Below are 22,849 nucleotides of genomic sequence, written 5' to 3'. Positions count from 1 at the left end.
GATGACGACGAATACGATTTTCAGAGGTGACGCATTGAAGAAGGTTTGGCTTAACCGTTATCCGGCCGACGTTCCGGCAGAAATCAACCCCGATCGTTATCAGTCCCTGGTAGAGCTATTCGAACACGCCTGCACGCGTTATGCCGACCAGCCGGCATTTATCAATATGGGCGAGGTGATGACGTTCCGTAAGCTTGAAGAGCGCAGCCGCGCTTTCGCCGCTTATCTGCAACAGGGCCTGGGTCTGCAGAAAGGGGACCGCGTCGCGCTGATGATGCCGAACCTGCTGCAATACCCGGTCGCGCTGTTCGGCATTCTTCGCGCTGGGATGATTGTGGTGAACGTTAACCCGCTCTATACGCCCCGCGAACTGGAGCATCAGCTAAACGACAGCGGCGCCAGCGCCATTATTATCGTTTCTAACTTTGCCCACACGCTGGAAAAGGTCGTCGATAAAACCCAGGTGAAGCACGTTATCCTCACCCGGATGGGCGATCAGCTCTCCGCCACCAAAGGCACGCTGGTTAACTTTGTCGTGAAGTATGTGAAACGGCTGGTGCCGAAATATCATCTGCCGGACGCCATTTCGTTTCGCCGCGCGCTGCACGCGGGCTATCGCCTGCAGTATGTGAAGCCTGAGGTGCTGCCGGAAGATCTCGCTTTCCTGCAATACACCGGCGGCACGACCGGCGTGGCGAAAGGGGCGATGTTAACGCACCGCAATATGCTCGCTAACCTGGAGCAGGTAAACGCCACTTACGGGCCGCTGCTGCACCGGGGCAAAGAGCTGGTGGTCACCGCCTTGCCGCTCTATCACATCTTCGCGCTGACCATGAACTGCCTGCTGTTTATTGAGCTCGGCGGACAAAACCTGCTGATCACCAACCCGCGCGATATTCCGGGGCTGGTTAAAGAGCTGGGGAAATACCCCTTCACCGCAATGACGGGCGTCAATACGCTTTTCAACGCGTTGCTGAACAACAAAGAGTTCCAGCAACTCGATTTTTCCACGCTTCATCTTTCCGCGGGCGGCGGCATGCCGGTGCAGCATGCGGTAGCGGAGCGCTGGGTAAAACTCACCGGGCAGTATCTGCTGGAAGGCTACGGCCTGACGGAGTGCGCGCCGCTGGTAAGCGTTAACCCTCACGATATCGACTATCACAGCGGCAGCATCGGCCTGCCGGTGCCTTCAACGGAAGTCAAACTGGTGGATGACGAAGGACGGGAAGTGGAGCCTGGGCTGCCGGGCGAGCTGTGCGTGAAAGGGCCGCAGGTCATGCTGGGCTACTGGCAACGCCCCGACGCCACCGATGAGATAATCAAGGACGGCTGGCTGCACACCGGCGATATCGCGGTCATGGACGAGCAGGGCTTTATGCGCATCGTCGATCGTAAAAAAGATATGATCCTGGTCTCGGGTTTTAACGTCTATCCTAACGAAATTGAAGACGTGGTGATGCAGCACAGCGGCGTGCAGGAAGTGGCGGCCGTAGGCGTGCCTTCAGGCGTGAGCGGCGAGACCGTGAAGATCTTCGTGGTGAAGAAAGATCCGAACCTTAGCGAAGAGGCGCTTATCACCTTTTGTCGTCGGCATCTCACCGGCTATAAGGTGCCGAAGCTGGTGGAGTTCCGCCAGGAGCTGCCAAAATCCAACGTCGGCAAAATTTTGCGGCGAGAACTGCGTGACGAAGCGCGCCGCACGGGTAACAATACCCCCTGAGTTGCGAAGAAGTCGTCCAGACGCCGGTTCCGCCGGCGTTTTTTATGGGCGCAAACTAAGAGAGAGTGATTTGAATTATCAGATGATTACCACCAATGAGGCGCTCTTGCAGCTTTGCGAGGCGGCTCGTCGTTTTCCGGCGCTGGCGCTGGATACCGAATTTGTCCGAACCCGTACCTATTACCCAATGCTTGGCCTGATCCAGCTTTACGATGGCGAGACCGTGGCGCTTATCGACCCGCTCACCATCACCGACTGGGCGCCGTTCCAGGCGCTATTGCAGGATGATGCGGTCACCAAATTCCTCCACGCGGGCAGCGAAGACCTGGAAGTGTTTCAGAACGCTTTCGGCATGATGCCGCAGCCCTTTATCGATACCCAGGTGCTGGCCTCTTTCGTCGGCAATCCGCTTTCTTGCGGCTTCGCTACGCTTGTTGAGAAATATACTGGCGTGGCGCTCGACAAGAGCGAATCGCGCACCGACTGGCTGGCGCGCCCGCTGACGGCTCGCCAGTGCGACTATGCCGCCGCTGACGTCTGGTATCTGTTGCCTATTGCGCGTCAGTTGATGGATGAGACTGCCGAAGCGGGCTGGCTGGAAGCGGCGCTGGACGAGTGTCGCCTGATGGTGCTGCGCCGCAGCGAAACGTTGGACCCAGAAGAGGCCTGGCGCGAAATTGGCAATGCCTGGCAGCTTCGCCCGCGCCAGCTCGCCTGTCTGAAGCTGCTGGCGGCATGGCGGCTGCGTAAAGCGCGCGAGCGTGACCTGGCGGTGAACTTTGTGGTGCGTGAGGAACACTTGTGGCAGGTGGCGCGCTATATGCCGGGCTCCCTTGGCGAACTCGACGGTCTGGGGCTCTCCGGCAGCGAAATTCGCTTTCACGGCAAAACGCTACTGGCGATGGTGAGCGAAGCGCAGGCGCTGCCTGAAGAGGCGCTGCCAGCACCGCTGCAAAATTTGGTTGATATGCCAGGCTATCGCAGCGCTTTCAAAGCCATCAAGGCGCTGGTGCAGGAGATAAGCAAAGCGAAAGGCGTAAGCGCGGAACTGCTTGCTTCCCGTAGGCAAATTAACCAGTTGCTTAACTGGCACTGGCAGCTGAAGACGCAAACTATGCTGCCGGAATTAATCAGCGGCTGGCGGGAAAAATTAATGGGCGATGAAATTAAGGCGCTGCTGCAGGAATATGTGCGGTAAGCCTGTATATATTTCCAGTCAATGAGCGCGTTCCGAAAATTAAATTTTTAGAGATGCGTAACCCCGGTCGGAAATAAAAAAGCCCTGGATAAAACCCCAGGGCTTTTTTTTATTTCGACTCTTCCGCTTCCGGCAGCGTTACGTTGAGCTCAAGCACCGAAATATCGTCGCCTTTTTGATCGAGCTGGACCGTAACCATTTCTGGATCAATCTGTACATATTTACAGATGACCTCAAGAATATCCCTTTTCAACTGCGGTAAATAATGCGGCTCGGCGTCGCTGCGTCGACGTTCCGCTACAATAATTTGCAGTCGTTCTTTCGCGATGTTCGCGGTACTCTTTTTTCGTGAGAGAAAAAAGTCTAGTAAAGCCATGAGTTATCCTCCGAACAGGCGTTTGAGGAAACCTTTCTTCTCTTCTTCAATGAAGCGGAAAGGGCGTTCTTCTCCCAACAGACGTTCAACGGTATCGGCGTACGCTTTGCCTGCGTCCGAGGCGGTATCCAGAATCACCGGCTCGCCCTGGTTGGAGGCGCGCAGCACAGATTGATCTTCCGGAATCACCCCAACCAGCGGAATGCGCAGGATCTCCAGCACATCTTCCATGCTCAGCATATCGCCTTTGCTGACGCGGCCCGGGTTGTAACGGGTCAGCAGCAGATGTTCTTTAATCGGATCGTGGCCGTTCTCGGCGCGGCGAGATTTGGAGGCCAGAATGCCGAGAATGCGGTCTGAATCGCGTACCGAGGAGACTTCCGGGTTGGTGGTGATCACGGCTTCGTCCGCGAAATAAAGCGCCATCAACGCGCCGGTTTCGATGCCGGCCGGGGAGTCGCACACGATAAAGTCGAAATCCATCTTTTGCAGATCGTCCAGGACCTTCTCCACCCCTTCACGCGTCAGCGCGTCTTTGTCGCGCGTTTGCGACGCCGGGAGAATGTAAAGGTTGTCGGTCCTTTTGTCTTTAATCAGCGCCTGATTAAGTGTGGCATCGCCCTGGATAACGTTAACGAAATCGTATACGACACGGCGTTCACATCCCATGATCAGATCAAGGTTACGCAGACCAATATCGAAATCGATAACAACGGTTTTTTTCCCCTTCTGGGCCAAACCCGTAGCGATGGCCGCGCTGGAGGTGGTTTTGCCAACGCCCCCTTTACCTGATGTAACTACAATAATGCGTGCCATAAAGGAATTCCTTGTGAAAAGGGCTTAAATCAAAGGTTGAACAGACAAAGCGCCCTCAGCCAGTCTCAGGCGGGCGGCTTTGTTATAAAATTCGGCCGGGATCTGCTCGCTCAGCCAGTATACCCCTGCGATAGAAACCAGTTCCGCCGCAAGGCTTGTGCAAAAAATTTGCGCTTCTCGCTCGCCGCTGGCGCCTGCCAGCGCGCGTCCTCGCATCATGCCGTAGATATGGATGTTGCCATCGGCGATGAGCTCCGCACCCGCGCTGACGTGATTAGTCACAATTAAATCAGAATGCGGGGCATAAATACGCTGACCAGATCGGACTGGCGTATCAATAATTCGCGTTTTTGTGATGGGAGTAACAACGGGTTCGACGGGGACTTCAGGCACGGCAGGCTGCGCCGCCCGGGCCTTCTCTTTACCTTCATTCAGCAAAGCGATGCCGGCGCGAGCAATCTCCGCTTTCAGCGTGTCGTCCTTACAGCCGCTGAAGCCCACCAGATGCAGCCCGCTTGCCTTCACGGCGCGATGGATTTGCTGCCAGTCCACCGGCCCTTCCAGCCCGGCGATATTCACAACCACAGGCGCGTTTTTCAAAAAAGCCGGTGCCTGAGCTATTTTGTCTTCCAGCGCTTTGCGAATAACTTCCGGGTGAGCGTCATGCAAATGAACCACTGATAACGTGAAACTGCTGCCTTTAAGCTCGATGGGCGTGTTTGACATCCTGGCCTTACTCAATTCAGTTTTAACCACCCACCGGGGTGGGATGATATTCCGTAGCACGTCAGGCATGTTATAGTCCCCGTTATATTGAGGCAAGTCACCATCTGGCTAAACAGAGTAAAAACATGTTTTGTGTGATCTATAAAAGTTCCCGTCGCGAACAGACTTATCTGTATGTTGAAAAAAAAGACGATTTCTCGAAGGTGCCGGCGGAATTAATGCAAAGTTTCGGCACGCCCATAATGACAATGCTATTGCCATTAGACGGACGGAAAAAATTAGCGCACGCCGATCTTGATAAAGTAAAACAAGCGCTTCAGGAGCAGGGCTATTATTTGCAATTGCCGCCGCCGCCGGAAAATTTGTTAAAAGCGCATCTCGAAGCGCAAAAAAAAGCCTGACCCGCTCCGACGCCGCGTTTTGCGGCGTCGGCTGTTTTCGCCGTTTGTTTTTTCCTCTCTCTATACTGAATCCTGTTACGCTTTGAAACATTGACTCGCGCCCGGCGGGCGGAGATAGTCATTTTTCGGACAATGAGCTCGATTCAGGGGAAAGATATGTACCAACATCATAACTGGCACGGCGCGCTGCTTGATTTTCCGGTCAGCAAAGTGGTCTGCGTAGGCAGCAACTATGCCAAACATATTAAAGAGATGGGCAGCGCCACGCCGGAAGAGCCGGTGCTGTTTCTGAAGCCGGAAACCGCGCTTTGCGATTTGCGTCAGCCGCTGGCGCTGCCGCAGGGTCTTGGCGACGTGCATCATGAAGTGGAACTGGCCGTACTTATTGGCGCGACGCTTAAGCAGGCCACGCCTGAGCATGTCGCTAAAGCGATCGCCGGTTACGGCGTGGCGCTGGATCTGACGCTTCGCTCTCTACAGAGCAAAATGAAAAAAGCGGGCCAGCCGTGGGAAAAGGCGAAAGCGTTTGATAACTCGTGCCCGGTTTCGGGGTTCATCCCGGCGGCTGAATTTCAGTCCGATCCGCAAAACACGCCGCTTAGCCTTATCGTCAACGGCGAAACGCGCCAGAACGGCACGACCGCTGACATGATCCACAAAATTGTGCCGCTGATTGCCTACATGAGCCGTTTCTTTACGCTGCGCGCAGGCGACGTTATCCTCACCGGCACGCCGGAAGGGGTAGGGCCGCTCGCCAGCGGCGATGAGCTGGAAGTGCGCTTCAACGGTGAAAGCCTCACCACTCGCGTGCTGTAATCTTCTGCCGCCCGCAGGGGCGGCAAAACTTGCATCAGGCGTCCATACTGTTTATAAGGTGCAGCTGAATTTGCTTTGCGGACACCGGTATGAACGAAACGCCTTTCTGGCAGCAAAAGAAACTGGACGAAATGAGCGACGCGGAGTGGGAATCTCTCTGCGACGGCTGCGGTCAGTGTTGCCTGCATAAACTGATGGATGAAGATACGGATGAAATTTATTTCACCAATGTCGCCTGTCGTCAGCTCAATATCAAAACCTGCCAGTGCCGTAACTATGAGCGTCGGTTCGACTTCGAGCCTGACTGCATCAAACTGACGCGGGAAAACCTGCCGACCTTTGAATGGTTGCCGCCTACCTGCGCCTACCGCCTGTTAGCCGAAGGCAAAAATCTGCCGCTGTGGCACCCGCTGCGCACCGGTTCGAAAGCCGCCATGCACGCTGAACGTATCTCCGTGCGCCATATCGCGGTAAAAGAGTCGGAAGTGACTGACTGGCAAGATCACATACTCAATAAGCCCGACTGGGCTGAGTAACCTTTTCCCGCCTGCGCTTTCACGCTGAAAGCGCGGGAAGTACCACCCGCCGCCTGCGTTCTCATCCGAACGCGCGATATCACCGCCTCCTCGGTTTCGTTATTAAAAAGAGACGGGCCTGACGGCCTTTTTTGCGCCATCGCTACCTGCAAGGTAGTGGTTTTGTCTCGTCTGAAATGACGCCAGGGCGACATTTCAGACCAACGCGAGTGATATCACAATGGCTAAAGCCGAAGCTCTGACTCCGCTTGAGTTCTGGAAGATCCACGAAGCGCTGCTCAGTCACAACACTACCTATTCTGACCTCTGGTATTTTCTCTACCATGCGCCGTTAAAAATTGGTGAAGTGCTGACGCTGACCTTCGACGACATTGAAAGCAGCCGCATCCGGGCAGATGAGAAGCGCGGGAACCGGGCGCTGGCCTTAAATGAGGCTGCAATGAGCGTTATCACCAAACGCCAGAAGCGTTACCCGGAAGACGTATACCTTTTTCAGAGCCACTCCAACCGCGTGAAGGCGCAACCGAAGGCGATCACCATCATCGCTTTTAACGCCGCGCTGCGCCAGGCGGCGGCAAAGGTGACGACAAAAAATGTCAGCAGCCAGAGCGCGCGCAAAACGCGAGCCATGCAGCTGTTGACTCAAGGGGCGGATCTGGAATTTATTAGCGTAATGCTTAACCACCATGACGCCGCCTATACGCGGGCGTGGCTGGGCGCTGATGAGGAAAAGACGAAGGCGGCGTGAAGTAAAAAGAAAAGGCCGCCGGAGCGACCTTTTCTCTTATTTTTTAGTCGGGGTCGGTTTTTTATCCCCGGACTCCGGCGCGTCGTTTGGGTTATCTTTTTCGACGTTAAGTTTGTAAGCTCGCATCTGTCCTCCTGTCATTATCAAGGTTCACTTCAGTGTAGGACGGCTTCGCCGCAACAAGCCAGGCGGCAGCGAGCACTCCAGGAATCATCCGGCTCCATCCTGCGCAAGATGCAGACTTACCTCACGCCGCCTTCATCGCCTGAAAGACAAAAAGCTGCTGCCAGACTAGCCGGCTATCCGCTTGACGGGGATAGTCGGCGGCAAAAAGATTAGAAGCGGCCGAAAAGGTCGCGTTTTTTAGGTTTGAAAAACTGAGCGATAACCACCAGCGCCGCCACCAGCAGATAAGCGCCGAAAATAACCATCAGCCACTGTGGCATTTCAAGCGACAGGAAAGACCACTGGCGCTCTGCGCAGTCGCCGCTTGCGACAAACACCTGCGGCAGCCATTTATCCAGCGGCAGCCACGTCGGGAACCGTGCGGCGAAATCGCAGGTGGCGAACGGGGAAGGGTGCAGTTGAACCATGGTGTGCTCATAGGAGAGCATCAGCCCCTTCACGGCGCTGTAAATCCAGATAAGGATAGCCACAAAGCGCAGCGGCGTTTTCGGCGCGATGGCGCCCACAATCCCCGCGCCCATCACGCCAAACAGCGCGCATCGTTCATAGATACACAAAACACACGGCTTCAGCATCATGACATGCTGGAACCACAGCGCCACCAGTTCGAGCGCAAAAGCGGTCAATGCTAACAGCAGCCAGGCGCCGCGTCCTCGTGAGCATTGGTTTAAAAATCGCAACATAGTTATTTCCCTGCAGGATGCGTTGAACGGGCAGTGTAAACCAATTCATTTTCCGCGCCACTAGCGTAGCGAAAAAATAGAGATAAGAGCCTGCCCGTAAGGGAAATTTTGGGCCCTTAAGGGCCCAAAAATTACATCGACGGGGTGGCTATCCACTGATGCGCCAGCAGCCATTCGGTGAGCGGCGTCAGCGGGTAAGCCACGCACAGCAGCCCGACCAGTGTCAGCACAAGGGTATAGGGCAGCGCCATCCATACCATCCGGCCATAGGAGAGACGGATAAGCGGCGCCAGCGCCGAGGTAAGCAGGAACAGAAACGCCGCCTGGCCGTTCGGCGTGGCGACCGACGGCAGGTTGGTGCCGGTATTAATCGCCACCGCCAGCAGCTCGAACTGCTTCACGTCGATAACCCCCTGCTGCAGTGCGTTCTTCGCTTCGTTAATATAAACGGTGCCGACAAAGACGTTATCGGAAATCGACGACAGCAGGCCGTTAAAGAGATAGAAAAGCGAAAGCTGCGCGTGAGGCGAGGCGTCCAGCACAAACTGGATAATCGGCGCAAAAAGATGCTGGTCGATAATTACCGCCACAACGCCGAAGAAGACAGTCAGCAGCGCGGTAAAAGGCAGCGCTTCGGTAAAGGCTTTGCCGATCGCGTGCTCGTCAGTCACGCCGCAAAGCGCGGTGGTGAAAATAATTACGGAAAGCCCGATAAGTCCTACCTCCGCCAGATGAAGCGCCAGGGCAACGATAAGCCATACGGCGATAACGCCCTGCACGAGAAGCCGCACGCGATCCTGCGGGCTGCGTTTGCGCGCGCTTTCTTGATCGTAGTCACGCAGGATCGTGCGCACCTCTTCAGGCAGCGTAGCGCCATAACCAAAGGTTTTGGTTTTCTCCAGCAGAACGCAGGTCAGCAGGCCGCAAAGCAGCACCGGCACGCTCACTGGCGCCATGCGCAGCAGGAAATCCACAAAGTTCCAGTCCGCCGCTTTGGCGATAATCAGGTTCTGCGGTTCCCCTACCATGGTCATTACGCCGCCAAGCGCGGTGCCGACGCCAGCGTGCATCATCAGGCTGCGCAGAAAGGCGCGGAATTGCTCCAGGTCTTCCCGTTGATGCTTGTCGATGTCGGAATCATCAAGCAGATCCTGATGCTCATCGCGTGAAGAGGCAACGCGGTGATAAATGCCGTAAAAACCGACCGCGACGCTAATCACTACCGCCACAACGGTCAGCGCGTCGAGGAAGGCGGATAAAAACGCGGCGGCAAAGCAAAAAGAGAGCGAGAGCAGCGCCTTAGAACGAATGCCGAGCAACAGCCTGGTAAAAATCAGCAGCAACAGCTGCTTCATGAAATAGATACCCGCGACCATGAAGATCAGCAGCAGGATCACCTCAAGGTTGTTGGCTAACTCTTCACGGACATGATCGGGCGTAGTCATCCCCATCATCACCGCCTCAATGGCCAGCAACCCGCCTGGCAGCAACGGATAGCATTTCAGCGCCATCGCCAGCGTGAAAATAAATTCGGCCACCAGCATCCAGCCCGCGATAAAAGGGTTAACCCAGAACACCAGCGGGTTGAGTATCAAAAACAGAAGCAGCGTCAGCTTATACCAGTTCGGCGACTGGCCGAGAAAATTGCGGTAAAAGGCGCGGCTGAATGACATTTCCATGCGTAGTCCTTTGCAGTAACAGGAGATCTTTTTTGAAGGGAGAAGAGTAACGGCCCACGCCTGGTCAGGCAACTGTGAAAGCCCGGCGGCAATTAGCAAAAAGTAAACCAGGATCCCTTTTTTCACCAGCTGCTGCGCTATCTGTGCTAAACCTCATCTGGTATGATGAGTGAATTTTGCATAAGTGTAATGGAAATCGCATTATGGTCATAAAGGCGCAGAGCCCGGCGGGTTTCGCGGAAGAGTACATTATCGAAAGCATCTGGAATAACCGTTTTCCTCCCGGATCTATTCTGCCTGCTGAACGCGAACTCTCTGAACTTATTGGTGTAACACGCACAACGCTGCGTGAAGTTTTACAGCGCCTTGCTCGGGATGGCTGGCTGACCATTCAGCACGGCAAGCCGACGAAGGTGAATAACTTCTGGGAAACCTCAGGGCTTAACATTCTGGAAACGCTGGCGCGTCTCGATCACGAGAGTGTGCCGCAGCTTATCGACAACCTGCTGTCGGTGCGCACCAATATCTCAACCATTTTTATTCGCACCGCGCTGCGGCTCTATCCCGATCAGGCGCAGCAGGTGCTCGCCACGGCCAGCGAGGTGGAAGACCACGCGGATGCGTTTGCGGAGCTGGATTACAACATTTTCCGCGGTCTGGCTTTTGCTTCAGGCAACCCCATTTACGGTCTCATCCTGAACGGCATGAAAGGGCTGTATACCCGCATCGGGCGCCACTATTTCTCAAGCCCCGAAGCGCGCAGCCTGGCGCTCGGTTTTTACCATCATCTGGCGAAGCTGTGCGAAACGGGCGATTACGAAGCGGTTTATAACGTAGTACGCGCCTACGGTCGCGACAGCGGGGAAATCTGGCACCGCATGCAGAAAAACCTGCCGGGCGATCTGGCGATGCACAGTCGCTAAGCGCAGTCAGTAAAAAGGCTTCCCGAGGGAAGCCTTTTTTCGCGTTACAGGCTGTTGAGCCGCGGCGGGCAGCGCTCCAGCAGCTCAATGCTGCCGTCTTCGTTCTGCTGCTCCAGCATAACGTCGAATCCCCACAGCCGATGCACATGCTTGAGCACTTCCCGGCGGCCCCGGTCCAGCGGCGCGCGGTTATGCGGAATGTAGCGCAGCGTCAGCGAGCGGTCGCCGCGCAGGTCGACGTTCCACACCTGGATATTCGGCTCGAGGTTGCTCAGGTTGTACTGCGCCGAGAGCTTGTTGCGGATCTCCCTATAACCCTCTTCATTGTGGATGGCGGAAATCTCCAGGTAGTTATTACGGTCGTCGTCCAGCACCGTAAACAGGCGGAAATCGCGCATCACCTTCGGCGACAGGAACTGGCTAATAAAGCTCTCGTCTTTGAAATCGCGCATGGCGAAATGCAGCGTGTAGAGCCAGTCAGAGCCGGCGATATCCGGGAACCAGTATTTATCCTCTTCCGTCGGCGACTGGCAGATGCGTTTGATGTCCTGGAACATCGCAAAGCCCAGCGCATAGGGGTTAATGCCGTTGTACCACGGGCTGTTGTAGGGCGGCTGGAACACCACGTTGGTGTGGCTGTGTAAAAACTCCAGCATAAAGCGCTCGGTCACTTTGCCTTCGTCGTACAGGTGATTAAGGATGGTGTAGTGCCAGAACGTGGCCCACCCTTCGTTCATCACCTGCGTCTGTTTCTGCGGATAAAAATACTGGCTGACTTTACGCACGATGCGCAGGATCTCACGCTGCCAGGGCTCCAGCAGCGGCGCGTTTTTCTCCATAAAATAGAGCAGGTTCTCCTGCGGCTCGGAAGGATAGCGGCGCGCTGCCTCTATCGTCTTCTCCTCCTCGCGACGCGGCAGGGTGCGCCAGAGCATATTCACCTGGCTTTGCAGATACTCTTCGCGGCTCTTCTGCCGCGCTTTCTCCTCCTGCAAAGAGATTTTCTGCGGGCGTTTATAGCGATCCACGCCGTAGTTCATCAGCGCATGGCAGGAATCGAGTAGCTTCTCCACTTCCACCACGCCGTAGCGCTCTTCACATTCGGTTATGTAATTACGGGCGAAGATCAGGTAATCGATTATCGAGCTGGCGTCAGTCCAGCTGCGGAACAGATAGTTATTTTTAAAGAAGGAGTTGTGACCGTAACAGGCGTGCGCCATCACCAGCGCCTGCATAGTGATCGTGTTCTCCTCCATCAGGTAGGCGATACAGGGGTTTGAGTTAATCACAATTTCATAGGCCAGCCCCTGCTGCCCATGTTTGTAGAGCCGCTCCGTTTCAATAAACTTTTTACCAAACGACCAGTGGGGATAGTTAATCGGCATGCCGACGCTTGAATAAGCATCCATCATCTGCTCGGAGGTAATGATTTCAATCTGATGCGGATAGGTTTCCAGCCGGTAGAGTTTCGCTACGCGGTCAATCTCGGCGAGATAGGTATCCAGTAGATCAAACGTCCAGTCAGGTCCATCGCTCAGACGTCGGGTATCCTTGGTGGTGGGATCAGTTACGGTAGCCATAGCGCGCCCTCATTGTTAGCGGCCCTCGTCTGGAGAAGGGCCTCATTTCAAGCATAGAACACAGCGGAAAATTGAACGACGCGCCAAAATTTTTTCTACGCGATTTTGCGATCCCGGCTATCGGAAAAAAGCGGCGTCAGCAGCATTTTATCTTGCCGCTTATCTAACCGAAGCAGGACCTTCTGAATCTCAACTGCCTGTGCTGGTGGGAAAAGATGTGAAATGAGTCACCATAAAAAAGCCATATGTTGAATAACATTTTCATCCAGGTTATCAATTTGTAAGCAGTTAATTATTCTTCAATCTGGAATCGGAGTGATTATGCATGTAGTCGTGCTGGGAAGTGGGGTAGTGGGCGTCACCAGCGCCTGGTATTTACGACAGGCAGGCCATGACGTAACGGTAATCGACCGCGAGCCCGGCCCGGCGCTGGAAACCAGCGCCGCCAACGCCGGACAGATCTCCCCCGGTTACGCCGCGCCCTGGGCGGCGCCAGGCGTGCCGCTGAAAGCCATTAAGTGGATGTTCCAGCGCCACGCGCCGCTGGCGATAAGCCTCGACGGCACCCGTTTTCAGCTCCAGTGGATGTGGCAAATGCTGCGCAACTGCGACACCCGCCACTACATGCAGAACAAAGGCCGCATGGTGCGCCTGGCCGAATACAGCCGCGACTGTTTAAAAGCGCTGCGTGAAAGCACCGGCATTCAGTACGAAGGACGTCAGGGCGGCACGTTACAACTTTTTCGCACCGCTCAGCAGTATGAAAACGCTTCGCGGGATATCGCAGTGCTGCAAAGCGAAGGGGTGCCTTATCGCCTGCTGGAATCCGCCCAACTGGCGGAAGTGGAGCCAGCGCTCGCGGGAGTGGCCCACAAGCTGACCGGCGGTTTACAGCTGCCTAACGATGAAACCGGCGACTGTCAGCTTTTCACCCAGCGACTGGCGAAAATGGCCGAAGAGGCGGGCGTGGTGTTTCGCTACAATACCCCCGTGGACCGTCTGCTTTATGAAGGTCAGCGCATTTACGGCGTGAAATGCGGCGATGAGGTGGTGAAAGCGGAAGGCTACGTAATGGCTTTCGGCTCTTATTCCACCGCCATGCTGAAGGGCATTGTTGATATTCCGGTCTATCCGCTCAAAGGGTACTCGCTCACCATTCCGGTAGCGGAAGAGAGCGGCGCGCCAGTTTCCACGGTGCTTGACGAAACATACAAAATTGCTATTACCCGCTTCGACAACCGTATCCGCGTCGGCGGCATGGCGGAAATTGTCGGTTTCAACACCGAGCTACTGCAACCGCGCCGCGAAACGCTGGAGATGGTCGTGCGCGATCTCTATCCGCGCGGCGGCAAAATTGAAGAGGCGCAGTTCTGGACCGGCCTGCGGCCGATGACGCCGGACGGCACGCCGGTGGTGGGGCGCACGCCGTTTAAAAATCTCTGGCTTAACACCGGCCACGGTACGCTTGGCTGGACCATGGCCTGCGGCTCCGGACAACTGCTGAGCGACCTTATTTCCGGGCGCACCCCCGCCATTCCGTTTGACGATCTCGGCGTGGCGCGTTATCGCCCGGACTTTACGCCATCGTCTTCGCATCGCCTGCACGGCGCGCATCAGTAACCTAAGGAGCAAGCATGTCACGTCCCATCGTCGCGAGTCTCGACCTGCAGGCGCTGCGTCAAAACCTGCAGGTGGTGCGCCGCGCCGCGCCCCATTCTCGCGTCTGGTCGGTGGTGAAGGCCAACGCATATGGCCACGGACTGGATCGCGTCTGGTCCGCGCTTGGCGCCACCGACGGTTTCGCGATGCTGAATCTGGAAGAGGCTATTCTGCTGCGCGAGCGTGGCTGGAAAGGGCCTGTGCTGCTGCTGGAAGGCTTTTTTCACGCCGACGAGCTGGCGCTGTTTGATAAATATCGCCTGACCACCAGCCTGCACAGCAACTGGCAGGTGAAGGCGCTGGCGAACGCGAAGCTTAACGCGCCGCTGGATGTGTACCTGAAAATCAACAGCGGCATGAACCGGCTCGGCTTTGCGCCGGAGCGGGTACATAGCGTCTGGCAGCAGCTGCGCGACATTAAAAACGTCGGCCAGCTAACGCTGATGGCGCACTTTGCCGACGCGGATAAACCCGACGGCATCGACGAGCCGATGCGGCGTATAGAGCAGGCGGCCGAGGGCATCGACGCTCCACGCTCGCTCGCCAATTCCGCCGCCACGCTCTGGCATCCGCAGGCCCATTTCGACTGGGTTCGCCCGGGCATCGCGCTGTATGGCGCTTCGCCGAGCGGGCAGTGGCGGGATATCGCCACCAGCGGTTTGCGGCCGGTGATGAGCTTAAAGAGCGAGATAATCGGCATTCAGAACCTGAAAGCGGGCGAGACGGTCGGGTACGGCAGCCGCTACCGCGCAGACCTGGAGCGGCGCATCGGCATCGTCGCCTGCGGTTACGCCGACGGCTACCCACGCCAGGCGCCGGACGGCGCGCCGGTGCTGGTGGATGGCGTACGCACAGGCATTGTCGGCACTGTCTCGATGGATATGCTGGCGGTAGATTTAACGCCGTGTCCGCAGGCGGGTATCGGCAGTCCGGTGGAGCTGTGGGGCAACGCCATTAAGGTTGATGACGTGGCAAGCGCGGCGGGGACGGTGGGTTATGAACTGCTGACGGCGTTAGCGCCGCGCGTGCCTGTGGTGACAGTGTAACTTTTGCTGTTCAGGCTTACAGGGAAACCTGCCGGTTTCCCTTTTTCTTTTATAGTCCTGTTAACGGGCCGTTCTCTCCCGCAACTCCGCCTGTAAAAAACTTTCCAGCGCGTTCAACGCCGGCGCCAGCAGACCGATGGCGTAAAGCGAATGGCCTAAGCGCTGTTGGTTCTGCGCGCCAGGCTCTTCCACGCGGGTCGGGGCGCTAAGCGTCTCGCCCAGCAAAGCCAGACAATGGCAAAGCCCGGCGTGGGTCTCCTGACAACAGTGCATCAGTTGCAAACACTCCGCGTTGCTCATCTGCGCAAAGCTGATGTTCACCAGCGCCGAGGCCATGTCCGAAAAGTGGATATCGCCGCCAGCGCTTATTTCCTGATACGGGTTCGTGTTAACATCCGTCGTAGCCATAACATTAATCCTTGTAATGATGTGGTCAGAAGCCCTTTGATGCGCCTACATCTCTGGGCTTCGCTCTTTGGTGATTCATTTTTCAATACAGTGTAATTACAACGCAAAAGCGGGTCATCCGTCATCATCATGTCCACAGAAAAAACCAAAACCGACCAGTATCAGATTCGGTTGTCTCCTGCGTTTCGCGCCCAGCTGGAAGAGCAGGCGCGCAAAGAGGGGGACAATTCGCTGGCGACCTGGATCAAGCGCACCCTGCGTAAAGCGCTGCTGGCGAACGGCATCGAGCCAAAAGGCTAAGCGCTTCCCGGTCATGCCCGTGCCTCACGCGCAGACAAAAAAAGAGGGTCATCAGACCCTCTTTGTTATTTACGGCGCGGCGCGCTTGTCGCGCTATCAGGATTCCGCTTCGTCCTCGGCGATTTTCAGGCCGATGCGGCGGATCTGGTTGTTCTCCTTCTCCGCCACCGTCCAGATGACGCCCGCGAAATCAATCTGGTCGCCCACTACGGGAGCGGCCCCAAGCTGGCGCAACACCATCTCGCCAATCGTCTGCTCGGTGTCTACCGATTCCTCCGGCTCCAGTCCATAGATGAAGGCCACGTCGGCAAGCTTCGCATCCGCTTCCAGGATAAAGTCGCCGAAGAAGCGCTGGTCGAGCGCCACCGGCGGCGACTGGCTGAAGAGCTTGCCGAGCGCTGGCAGGTCGCGCTCGCGGCCAATCACGCACAGCACGTCGTCTTCCTGCAGCCGGGTGCTGCCGGTGGGGTGCATCAGCTGATTATCGCGAAACAGCGCCGCAATGCGCGTCTCTTTCGGCATATGCAGGTCGCGCAAGGCCGCGCCCACGCACCATTTGTCGGCGCTTAGCTGGAAGATAAACTGCTCCCACGGATTTTCCGGGTGAATATCCAGCCCGACGCGAGAGATGGGACGGCCCGCCTCCGGCACCACCACTTTGGTTTTTTTCGCCGCCCAGCCAAGCGAGGTGCCCTGAAACAGCAGCGACACCAGCACCACGAAAAAGGCGATGTTGAAAAAGAGGTTGGCGCGGTCAAGGCCCGCCATCATCGGGAACACCGCCAGAATAATCGGCACCGCCCCGCGCAGCCCAACCCAGCTGATAAACACGCGCTCGCGCAGGTGAAAGCCTTTAAACGGCAGCAGCCCGGCGAACACCGAAAGCGGACGGGCGATGAAAATCATCCAGATGGAGAGCAGCAGCGCCGGAATGGCGATAGGCAGCAGATCCGACGGCGTAACCAGCAGGCCGAGCACCAGGAACATGCCAATCTGCGCAAGCCAGGCCAGCCCGTCGAAGGTTTGCAGGATGCCATAACGGTTGCGAATAGGGCGGTTGCCGAGCAGAAAGCCGCAGAGGTAGACCGCCAGAATGCCGCTGCCGTCCATCGCGGTGGTCAGCGAGAAAATCAGAATGCCGCCGCTTAACGCCAGCAGGGGGTAGAGGCCGGAAGGCAGCGGGATACGGTTAATCATCTGCTGCAGCAGGTAGCCGCCGCTCAGGCCAATCACAATGCCCAGGCCAAACTGGCGAATGATATCGACGATAAACATCCAGCTCAGACCGGCTTCATGCTTCTGAATCATCTCAATCAGCGTGATGGTGAGAAACACCGCCATCGGATCGTTGCTGCCTGACTCCATCTCAAGCGTCGAGCTGACGCGCTCGTTCAGCCCCTTGCCGCCGAGCAGCGAGAAGACCGCGGCGGCGTCGGTAGAGCCGACAATCGCCCCAATCAGCAGCCCTTCGATTAAATCAAGATGAAACAGCCAGGCGGCGGCGACGCCGGTTAATCCGGAGGTGATAAGCACGCCGACGGTGGCGAGCGAAAGCGCCGGGCCGAGCGCCACGCGCAGCGACTTTGCCTGCGTGCGGATGCCGCCGTCAAGCAGGATAACCGCCAGCGCCAGGTTACTTATCAGGTAAGCGAAAGGATAGTTATCAAACGGAATGCCGCCAACGCCATCCACCCCCGCCAGCATGCCGATAGCAAGGAAGATAACGAGGATAGGTATGCCAAGACGGGATGAAAAAGAACTCAATAAAATACTGCAGGTTACTAAAACGGAACCCAAGATAAACAAACTGATAATCGTCCCGGCGTCCAAAGTTGCTGGTCTCCTTCTGAGGTTCGTGGTGAATTAAAACCGTAACATAATTATGTCGGGTCAATTTGAATAATTAGCCTGCTGAATGGTTTTTTTCTACATTATTTAGTACGGGATGACCGCTCAGCGTAAGCCGCGCCTGCTTGCCGTCGTGCGCCAGCTCGCCCCAGGCGCCGAGCGGTAGCGTCACGGTCTCCTGCTCGTGGCCGAAGGCCAGTCCCGTCACTATCGGCACGCTGATGCGCTCGCGCAGCAGGGCGATGGCGGCGTCGAGATCGTAACCGCAGTCATAGTCGTTGGGCTTCGCCGCCGTAAAGCTGCCGAGAATAATCGCCCGCTGACGGGAAAGAATGCCCGCGTGATGCAATTGCAACAGCATGCGCTCTACGCGGAACGGGTGTTCGTTGATATCTTCCACCACCAGAATGCCGTCCTGAATGTCAGGTAGCCACGGCGTGCCGATAAGCGACGCCAGCATCGCGAGGTTGCCGCCCCAGACTTTGCCCTGCGCCTCGCAAGGGGCCGCGTCGCTTTCCCATTGCAGCGTAAAGCGCGGCGCCGTCAGCGCCTGCCAGAAGTGGCGCCAGGTAAAATCGTTCATCTCCGGCGCGCCAAAGTTTCCCGCCAGCATCGGACCGCTAAAGGTAATGACATCGCCTGCGGCCAGCAGACCCAGTTGGATAACCGTAAAGTCGCTGTGGCCGCAAATCAGCAGCGGGTTGCGCTGCTGGCGCGCCGCCAGCGAGGCGAAATCGAGGCGCTCCAGCAGACGGCTCGCCCCGTATCCGCCGCGTACGGCCAGCACAATGCGTTCACTTTCAGACAATTCCGCCAGCGCCTGTAAATCATCCAGACGGCAGTCGTCGGAACCGGCGAAGCGCTGAGCGCGACGGCGAATGACCCCCTGATTTTCCACGCGATGGCCCGCCTGTTCGAGAAACGCTACGCCGCGCGCGGCCGCCTCCTGATTAATGCAGTAACCCGACGGCGCTATCAGATGAAAAACGGACATGGCAAATCCTTGCTGAATTCAGATGTGAAACCGTTATCATGCCGCTAACCTTGTCGGTTGTCATCCGCAGCGCCGTGCCGCGGATGGCCTGTTTTTAACATGGAAAGGGAATAACGCGTGAAATTGAGATGGTTGATTATCCTTGTGCTGGTGCTGGCCGGATGCAGCAGCACGTCTGACTATAAAAACCCGCCGTGGAATGCCGAAGCGCCGACGAAGCGCGCCATGCAGTGGCTGCCGATAAGCCAGCAGGCGGGGCAGGCATGGGGCGTCAGCCCGCGGCTTATCACGGCCATCATCGCCGTGGAGTCGGGCGGCAACCCGACGCTGGTGAGCAAATCCAACGCCGTAGGGCTGATGCAGCTTAAGGCCTCCACCGCCGGGCGCGAGGTCTACCGCTATATGGGCTGGCAAGGCCAGCCTTCCACCAGCGAGCTGAAAAACCCGGAACGTAACATCTCCATGGGCACCGCCTACCTGAGCATTCTGGAGCACGGCGTGCTGAAGGGCATTGAGGACCCGGAAGTCATGCAATACGCGCTGGTGGTCTCTTACGTTAACGGCGCAGGCGCGCTGCTGCGCACCTTCTCCTCAGATCGTAAAGCGGCGATAGAAGAGATTAACGATCTCAGCCCGGATGAGTTTATCGAGCATGTCGCGAAACATCACCCGGCGCCGCAGGCTCCGCGCTACCTCTGGAAAATCCAGCAGGCGATGAACGCCATGTAATCAGCGCACCCGGCTCGCTTTTTCGCGGGCCGTCCGCTCAAGCGAGAAAATAATCCGCTGCAATTCCCGCTCCACCGCCGGGCTGACGTTGAGAAAACGGAAGCTCAGGCGGGGAGTGGACACCGTCTCGTTCTTACTGCCCACCACCGTGCGCTCGGAAACCGAAATCAACTGGGCGTCAAAGCGAAACTTGCCAAACTCCAGCAGATCCATATCGATTTGCGAGAACATCGCACCCGCCTCAAGCCCTGCCGGCAACGGGCCTTCCACCAGCGCGCCCATGCCGCCAAGCGACAGATCCTGCAGACGAAAACGCAGCAGCTTGCCGTCCGGCAGTAACGCGCGACAAAAGTAGAGCGGCTGCACCGGCGCGCTAATGCGGAAATACTCGCGGCGCTGCACAAACCAGAGCGAAGAGGGCAGCGGGGTGACGAAAGCGGGCAGCCCCTGGTAATCCTGCACAGAGAGCGGCGGCAGCGCAAACTCCACCTTGGCGCCCTGGGTCTCGGCGACAAAGACGATGGCGCTGGCTCTCTGCACCGCCTGGTTTTCCAGACTCTGGCTGCCAAAATCGAGCACCAGCTGGTCGCGCGTCACGTCCAGGATGCGGCTGATGAACTGCCCGTTAGCCCAGGAAAGGCGTACCGGCACCTGGCTTTTTTGCAAGTCGCGCAGTACGCCAAGCACCGCAAGGGGATTTTGCTTCAGAAACTGCTCACTGTAATTACTCACGTCCTGCTCTTCCTCGAATTCTGACAGAGTGATATGCACGGTTATCGGCGCGCTGAGAAAAATCTTAATACGCGCGCCGTTTTTTTTCTCGCAGCGCTGCGCTATCACCTAATCCACCTTTTTTTAATTTAGTGCCTATACTTGAAGTACTTGCCCGCGGCGCACTGGCTTTGCCGCAGGCGTTTTTTGCAACACAACCTAAGAGGATGGAGAAACTATGGGTATCCTGGCGTGGATTGTATTTGGTCTTATCGCAGGCATTATCGCTAAGCTGATTATGCCTGGTCGCGATGGCGGCGGTTTTATTCTCACCTGCGTGCTGGGTATTGTCGGCGCCGTGGTTGGCGGCTGGCTGGCGACCCTGTTTGGCATCGGCGGTGATGTCACGGGCTTCGACCTGAGGAGCTTCCTCGTGGCCGTAGTGGGCGCCATCGTGGTGCTGGCTATCTTCCGCATGGTTCGCCGCCACTAATCATCAGCCATTAAAAAACGGCCCCCTGCGGGCCGTTTTTTTTGCCTTAAAAATCATAGCCCACGGTCGCCACCACAGCGCGCTCCGCGCCCCAGTAGCAGTTGGTGGTGTAACAGCCGGAAACGTACTCCCGGTCGGTCAGGTTAGTGGCGTTGACCTGCACGAACGCGCCTTTCAGCGCGCTGTTCCAGGCGCCTAAGTCGGCTTTCACCATCGCATCCACCAGCGTGACCGAAGGCACGCGGTTGCTGTTCTGATCGTCCGCCCATTGTTTGCCGATGTAACGCACGCCCGCGCCCGCGCTGATGCCGTAGTCGAACTGGTAATGCGCCCAGAACGAGGCGATCTGGTCCGGGGTCAGCAGCGGCGTGTTGCCGTCTTTGCCGCCCAGAGAATCCTCAAAGCGCACCCGGTTCCAGCTGTAGCCTGCAATGGTGCTCAGGCGAGGCGTAATCTGATTGCGCGCTTCCAGCTCCACCCCCTGAGAGTGCACGTTGCCCGCCGCCTGGTAAGTGGCGGTGGCGATGTTCTCGTCGCGCTGGGAAACATCTTTCTGCTTTAAATCGTACATGGCGACGGTGTAGAGATCCGACGTGCCCGGCGGTTGGTATTTCAGGCCGCCTTCATACTGCTCCGAGGTGCTTGGCTTAAGCAGCGCGCCGTTGGCATCGTAGAGAATGGAAGGGGTGATCGCCTGGCTGTAGCTGAGGTAAGGCGAAAGGCCATTGTCGAAAGCATAAAGCAGCGAAGCGCGACCGCCGACGTGATCGTCGGACCGACGGTAGCCGGTGCCATAAGCATTGCTGTACTGGCGCGCCACGATGCGGTCATAGCGGCCCGAAAGGGTCGCATGCCAGCGGTTCCACGTCAGCTCATCCTGCAAATAGACGCCCGCCTGATAGTAGCGACGGTTAAAATCGTCACTACTGGTGACGGTATGCCCGGTCTGCGCGGTAGCGCCGGTGAAAGGGTTGAACGGCGCGGCGGCGCCGTATTCGCCCAGAATGTCATTGCGAAAGCGGTGGTACTCTGCGCCAAGAATGACGTTATGCTCCACCTCGCCGGTGGCGAACTGCGCCTGCAAGCGGTTGTCGGTCGACCAGCCGTCCAGCGACTCCTGATAACCCACGTAGCCGCGGCTCAGCAGGTTGCTGTCGTCAATCCAGCCGTTCTGATAAACCTGGTCTAGCCCGACATTGGTATGGGTATAACTGCCGCTGGCGTGTACCGACCAGATCTCATCAAAGCGATGATCGAACTCGTAGCTGTAGATCTGCTCGCGACGCTGATAACCATCGCCCGGATCCCCTTCGTTGTAGTGATTGCTGACTTTGCGGCCGTTGTGCGAATAAAGCGATCCTTCAATCGGCGACGAGCCGTGATAGCCGCCGGAGGGATCTTTTTGCAGATAAGCGCGCAGCAGCAGGCTGGTATCGCTATCAGGCTGCCAGAGCAAAGAAGGAGAGATAGCGTAACGCTCTTCACGCGTGTTGTCGTATTGCGTATCGGTATTGCGGGTAATGCCGGTGATACGGTAAGCCCACTGGTCGTTAATGGCGTCGGTGTAATCAAAGGCGCCGCTTTTGGTCTCTTGCGTACCGGCAGAAAGGCGGAAATGGCCTTCAGCGTTGAACTGCGGGCGTTTGGAGGTGAGGTTCACCAGACCGCCAGGAATGCTCTGTCCGTAAAGGGCGGACGACGGACCCTTGATGACATCCACGCGCTCGATAAACCACGGGTCAATCTGTAAAACGCTGTGGCTGCCGCCATCGCTCATCAGGCGCATGCCGTCCAGGAAAATATTATCTACGTCGCCGCCGTGGAAGCCGCGCAGGGCGAGGGCGTCAAAGCGCGTTGCGCCGCCGCCGATATTGGAAAAGACGCCGGGCGTGTAGTTCAGCGCTTCAGTAAACGTGCTCGCGCCCTGGTCTTCCATTTGCTGGCGCGTCACCACGGAAACCGACTGGCCGGTGGTGATAAGCGGCTCGTCGGTTTTGGTCGCGCCGCTGCTGGTTTTAACGGTGTATCCCTGCGTCGGCGACGTGGCGGTTTGCGCCGGCGCGGCGCTGACGGTAATGGTGTCTTCAGCCAGTGACGCATGCGGCGCGCTCAGCGCCAGCGCGCACAAACAGGCTGTGCGCGTTAAGGGTAATGCCATTCTCATGATGTGGTTCCCGGTGTTGCCAGACGGCGTCTGGCAGGCCAGAGGGCGGCTATGTAATAACGAATGCGAATTATTATCGTTAAAGGCCTGAAGGTTCAAGTATCAAAAT

24 protein-coding genes are annotated in these 22,849 nt (G+C 57.0%); 12 read left to right on the top strand and 12 right to left on the bottom strand.

The annotated features are described in order from the left end of the window. The first annotated feature begins 34 nt into the window (after positions 1-34). Positions 35-1,720 carry a long-chain-fatty-acid--CoA ligase FadD gene (fadD, locus tag ACU4F7_RS13565; RefSeq protein ID WP_029591828.1) on the top strand — a complete coding sequence of 562 codons (1,686 nt, stop codon included), beginning with the start codon at positions 35-37 and terminating at the stop codon, positions 1,718-1,720. Positions 1,721-1,802: 82 nt separating this feature from the next. Further along, on the top strand, positions 1,803-2,918 hold the full coding sequence (gene rnd, locus ACU4F7_RS13560; RefSeq protein ID WP_481637137.1) for a ribonuclease D: 1,116 nt from the start codon (positions 1,803-1,805) through the stop codon (positions 2,916-2,918). A 109-nt stretch (positions 2,919-3,027) separates the two neighbouring features. On the opposite strand, the gene minE is transcribed toward rnd, so the two are convergent. Genes minE through minC form a run of 3 tightly spaced genes read right to left on the bottom strand, consistent with a single transcriptional unit; the run spans position 3,028 to position 4,836 of the window. After that, positions 3,028-3,294: a cell division topological specificity factor MinE gene (gene minE, locus ACU4F7_RS13555; protein WP_024554730.1), complete on the bottom strand. Its 267-nt coding sequence runs from the start codon at positions 3,292-3,294 to the stop codon at positions 3,028-3,030. 3 nt (positions 3,295-3,297) lie between these two features. Beyond that, a complete protein-coding gene (minD, locus tag ACU4F7_RS13550; protein WP_029591826.1) occupies positions 3,298-4,110 on the bottom strand; it encodes a septum site-determining protein MinD in 813 nt (270 codons plus the stop codon). 24 nt (positions 4,111-4,134) lie between these two features. Continuing rightward, positions 4,135-4,836, bottom strand: a complete 702-nt coding sequence (minC, locus tag ACU4F7_RS13545) for a septum site-determining protein MinC (protein WP_029591825.1) — start codon at positions 4,834-4,836, stop codon at positions 4,135-4,137. A gap of 125 nt (positions 4,837-4,961) precedes the next feature. Between minC and ACU4F7_RS13540 the strand changes: the two genes are divergently transcribed. The 4 genes from ACU4F7_RS13540 (at position 4,962) to ACU4F7_RS13525 (ending at position 7,337) form a co-directional block, all read left to right on the top strand. Then, positions 4,962-5,237, top strand: coding sequence for a YcgL domain-containing protein (locus ACU4F7_RS13540; RefSeq protein ID WP_029591824.1), 276 nt, complete (start codon positions 4,962-4,964; stop codon positions 5,235-5,237). A gap of 156 nt (positions 5,238-5,393) precedes the next feature. Next, positions 5,394-6,053 carry a fumarylacetoacetate hydrolase family protein gene (locus tag ACU4F7_RS13535; RefSeq protein ID WP_481637136.1) on the top strand — a complete coding sequence of 220 codons (660 nt, stop codon included), beginning with the start codon at positions 5,394-5,396 and terminating at the stop codon, positions 6,051-6,053. Between the two features lie 89 nt (positions 6,054-6,142). Further along, entirely contained in the window at positions 6,143-6,589 is a 447-nt protein-coding gene (locus ACU4F7_RS13530) for a YcgN family cysteine cluster protein (protein ID WP_024555718.1), read from the top strand. A 220-nt stretch (positions 6,590-6,809) separates the two neighbouring features. Next, entirely contained in the window at positions 6,810-7,337 is a 528-nt protein-coding gene (locus tag ACU4F7_RS13525; RefSeq protein ID WP_029591822.1) for a tyrosine-type recombinase/integrase, read from the top strand. Positions 7,338-7,373: 36 nt separating this feature from the next. On the opposite strand, the gene ACU4F7_RS13520 is transcribed toward ACU4F7_RS13525, so the two are convergent. The 3 genes from ACU4F7_RS13520 to nhaB all read right to left on the bottom strand — a co-directional run bounded on the left by ACU4F7_RS13520 (position 7,374) and on the right by nhaB (position 9,885). After that, the gene (locus ACU4F7_RS13520) at positions 7,374-7,463 is read right to left on the bottom strand and encodes a hypothetical protein (RefSeq protein ID WP_229701823.1); all 90 of its coding nucleotides are present in this window, start codon (positions 7,461-7,463) and stop codon (positions 7,374-7,376) included. A gap of 209 nt (positions 7,464-7,672) precedes the next feature. Next, positions 7,673-8,206, bottom strand: a complete 534-nt coding sequence (gene dsbB / locus ACU4F7_RS13515) for a disulfide bond formation protein DsbB (RefSeq protein ID WP_029591821.1) — start codon at positions 8,204-8,206, stop codon at positions 7,673-7,675. A 131-nt stretch (positions 8,207-8,337) separates the two neighbouring features. Further along, on the bottom strand, positions 8,338-9,885 hold the full coding sequence (nhaB, locus tag ACU4F7_RS13510; protein ID WP_029591820.1) for a sodium/proton antiporter NhaB: 1,548 nt from the start codon (positions 9,883-9,885) through the stop codon (positions 8,338-8,340). Positions 9,886-10,088: 203 nt separating this feature from the next. On the opposite strand from nhaB, the gene fadR reads away from it, so the two are divergent. Next, positions 10,089-10,808: a fatty acid metabolism transcriptional regulator FadR gene (gene fadR, locus ACU4F7_RS13505; protein ID WP_029591819.1), complete on the top strand. Its 720-nt coding sequence runs from the start codon at positions 10,089-10,091 to the stop codon at positions 10,806-10,808. A gap of 44 nt (positions 10,809-10,852) precedes the next feature. Here the strand turns inward: fadR and ACU4F7_RS13500 are convergent, their stop codons facing one another. Next, on the bottom strand, positions 10,853-12,388 hold the full coding sequence (locus tag ACU4F7_RS13500) for a SpoVR family protein (protein ID WP_481637135.1): 1,536 nt from the start codon (positions 12,386-12,388) through the stop codon (positions 10,853-10,855). A 321-nt stretch (positions 12,389-12,709) separates the two neighbouring features. Here ACU4F7_RS13500 and ACU4F7_RS13495 point away from each other — a divergent pair, with 321 nt between their 5' ends. Together ACU4F7_RS13495 and dadX are read left to right on the top strand one after the other, a co-directional pair. Further along, complete coding sequence (locus ACU4F7_RS13495) at positions 12,710-14,008, top strand: D-amino acid dehydrogenase (RefSeq protein WP_029591818.1); 1,299 nt, start codon at positions 12,710-12,712, stop codon at positions 14,006-14,008. 14 nt (positions 14,009-14,022) lie between these two features. Next, a complete protein-coding gene (gene dadX / locus ACU4F7_RS13490; protein ID WP_481637134.1) occupies positions 14,023-15,093 on the top strand; it encodes a catabolic alanine racemase DadX in 1,071 nt (356 codons plus the stop codon). Positions 15,094-15,153: 60 nt separating this feature from the next. Here dadX and ACU4F7_RS13485 read toward each other — a convergent pair whose 3' ends face one another. After that, positions 15,154-15,501 carry a hypothetical protein gene (locus ACU4F7_RS13485; protein ID WP_029591816.1) on the bottom strand — a complete coding sequence of 116 codons (348 nt, stop codon included), beginning with the start codon at positions 15,499-15,501 and terminating at the stop codon, positions 15,154-15,156. A gap of 129 nt (positions 15,502-15,630) precedes the next feature. On the opposite strand from ACU4F7_RS13485, the gene ACU4F7_RS13480 reads away from it, so the two are divergent. Beyond that, a complete protein-coding gene (locus ACU4F7_RS13480; RefSeq protein WP_200922766.1) occupies positions 15,631-15,801 on the top strand; it encodes a hypothetical protein in 171 nt (56 codons plus the stop codon). A gap of 96 nt (positions 15,802-15,897) precedes the next feature. Here the strand turns inward: ACU4F7_RS13480 and ACU4F7_RS13475 are convergent, their stop codons facing one another. Both ACU4F7_RS13475 and ldcA read right to left on the bottom strand, forming a co-directional pair. Beyond that, positions 15,898-17,631 carry a potassium/proton antiporter gene (locus ACU4F7_RS13475; protein ID WP_029591815.1) on the bottom strand — a complete coding sequence of 578 codons (1,734 nt, stop codon included), beginning with the start codon at positions 17,629-17,631 and terminating at the stop codon, positions 15,898-15,900. Positions 17,632-17,704: 73 nt separating this feature from the next. Next, on the bottom strand, positions 17,705-18,643 hold the full coding sequence (gene ldcA / locus ACU4F7_RS13470) for a muramoyltetrapeptide carboxypeptidase (protein ID WP_481637133.1): 939 nt from the start codon (positions 18,641-18,643) through the stop codon (positions 17,705-17,707). Positions 18,644-18,760: 117 nt separating this feature from the next. On the opposite strand from ldcA, the gene emtA reads away from it, so the two are divergent. Beyond that, positions 18,761-19,372 (top strand): membrane-bound lytic murein transglycosylase EmtA, encoded by a 612-nt coding sequence (emtA, locus tag ACU4F7_RS13465; RefSeq protein ID WP_024555707.1) that lies wholly within the window; start codon positions 18,761-18,763, stop codon positions 19,370-19,372. On the opposite strand, the gene ycgR is transcribed toward emtA, so the two are convergent. Then, entirely contained in the window at positions 19,373-20,104 is a 732-nt protein-coding gene (gene ycgR, locus ACU4F7_RS13460; protein WP_481637132.1) for a flagellar brake protein YcgR, read from the bottom strand. 217 nt (positions 20,105-20,321) lie between these two features. Between ycgR and ACU4F7_RS13455 the strand changes: the two genes are divergently transcribed. Further along, positions 20,322-20,576 carry a GlsB/YeaQ/YmgE family stress response membrane protein gene (locus ACU4F7_RS13455; RefSeq protein ID WP_024555705.1) on the top strand — a complete coding sequence of 85 codons (255 nt, stop codon included), beginning with the start codon at positions 20,322-20,324 and terminating at the stop codon, positions 20,574-20,576. 46 nt (positions 20,577-20,622) lie between these two features. On the opposite strand, the gene ACU4F7_RS13450 is transcribed toward ACU4F7_RS13455, so the two are convergent. Further along, positions 20,623-22,740, bottom strand: coding sequence for a TonB-dependent siderophore receptor (locus ACU4F7_RS13450; protein WP_481637131.1), 2,118 nt, complete (start codon positions 22,738-22,740; stop codon positions 20,623-20,625). Between the last annotated feature and the right edge of the window lie 109 nt (positions 22,741-22,849).

It is taken from the genome of Franconibacter pulveris (genome assembly GCF_056780215.1).
The sequence above is the reverse complement of the archived record's forward strand: the minus strand, read 5'-3'. Positions and strand labels throughout refer to the sequence as shown.

What these genes read in the sequence shown, in the direction of transcription:
- rnd (WP_481637137.1), top strand. Translation starts at nt 1,803, where the DNA reads ATGATTACCACCAATGAGGCGCTCTTGCAGCTTTGCGAGGCGGCTCGT.
- minE (WP_024554730.1), bottom strand. Translation starts at nt 3,294, where the DNA reads ATGGCTTTACTAGACTTTTTTCTCTCACGAAAAAAGAGTACCGCGAAC.
- minD (WP_029591826.1), bottom strand. Translation starts at nt 4,110, where the DNA reads ATGGCACGCATTATTGTAGTTACATCAGGTAAAGGGGGCGTTGGCAAA.
- minC (WP_029591825.1), bottom strand. Translation starts at nt 4,836, where the DNA reads ATGTCAAACACGCCCATCGAGCTTAAAGGCAGCAGTTTCACGTTATCA.
- ACU4F7_RS13540 (WP_029591824.1), top strand. Translation starts at nt 4,962, where the DNA reads ATGTTTTGTGTGATCTATAAAAGTTCCCGTCGCGAACAGACTTATCTG.
- ACU4F7_RS13535 (WP_481637136.1), top strand. Translation starts at nt 5,394, where the DNA reads ATGTACCAACATCATAACTGGCACGGCGCGCTGCTTGATTTTCCGGTC.
- ACU4F7_RS13530 (WP_024555718.1), top strand. Translation starts at nt 6,143, where the DNA reads ATGAACGAAACGCCTTTCTGGCAGCAAAAGAAACTGGACGAAATGAGC.
- ACU4F7_RS13525 (WP_029591822.1), top strand. Translation starts at nt 6,810, where the DNA reads ATGGCTAAAGCCGAAGCTCTGACTCCGCTTGAGTTCTGGAAGATCCAC.
- ACU4F7_RS13520 (WP_229701823.1), bottom strand. Translation starts at nt 7,463, where the DNA reads ATGCGAGCTTACAAACTTAACGTCGAAAAAGATAACCCAAACGACGCG.
- dsbB (WP_029591821.1), bottom strand. Translation starts at nt 8,206, where the DNA reads ATGTTGCGATTTTTAAACCAATGCTCACGAGGACGCGGCGCCTGGCTG.
- nhaB (WP_029591820.1), bottom strand. Translation starts at nt 9,885, where the DNA reads ATGGAAATGTCATTCAGCCGCGCCTTTTACCGCAATTTTCTCGGCCAG.
- fadR (WP_029591819.1), top strand. Translation starts at nt 10,089, where the DNA reads ATGGTCATAAAGGCGCAGAGCCCGGCGGGTTTCGCGGAAGAGTACATT.
- ACU4F7_RS13500 (WP_481637135.1), bottom strand. Translation starts at nt 12,388, where the DNA reads ATGGCTACCGTAACTGATCCCACCACCAAGGATACCCGACGTCTGAGC.
- ACU4F7_RS13495 (WP_029591818.1), top strand. Translation starts at nt 12,710, where the DNA reads ATGCATGTAGTCGTGCTGGGAAGTGGGGTAGTGGGCGTCACCAGCGCC.
- dadX (WP_481637134.1), top strand. Translation starts at nt 14,023, where the DNA reads ATGTCACGTCCCATCGTCGCGAGTCTCGACCTGCAGGCGCTGCGTCAA.
- ACU4F7_RS13485 (WP_029591816.1), bottom strand. Translation starts at nt 15,501, where the DNA reads ATGGCTACGACGGATGTTAACACGAACCCGTATCAGGAAATAAGCGCT.
- ACU4F7_RS13480 (WP_200922766.1), top strand. Translation starts at nt 15,631, where the DNA reads ATGTCCACAGAAAAAACCAAAACCGACCAGTATCAGATTCGGTTGTCT.
- ldcA (WP_481637133.1), bottom strand. Translation starts at nt 18,643, where the DNA reads ATGTCCGTTTTTCATCTGATAGCGCCGTCGGGTTACTGCATTAATCAG.
- ACU4F7_RS13455 (WP_024555705.1), top strand. Translation starts at nt 20,322, where the DNA reads ATGGGTATCCTGGCGTGGATTGTATTTGGTCTTATCGCAGGCATTATC.
- ACU4F7_RS13450 (WP_481637131.1), bottom strand. Translation starts at nt 22,740, where the DNA reads ATGAGAATGGCATTACCCTTAACGCGCACAGCCTGTTTGTGCGCGCTG.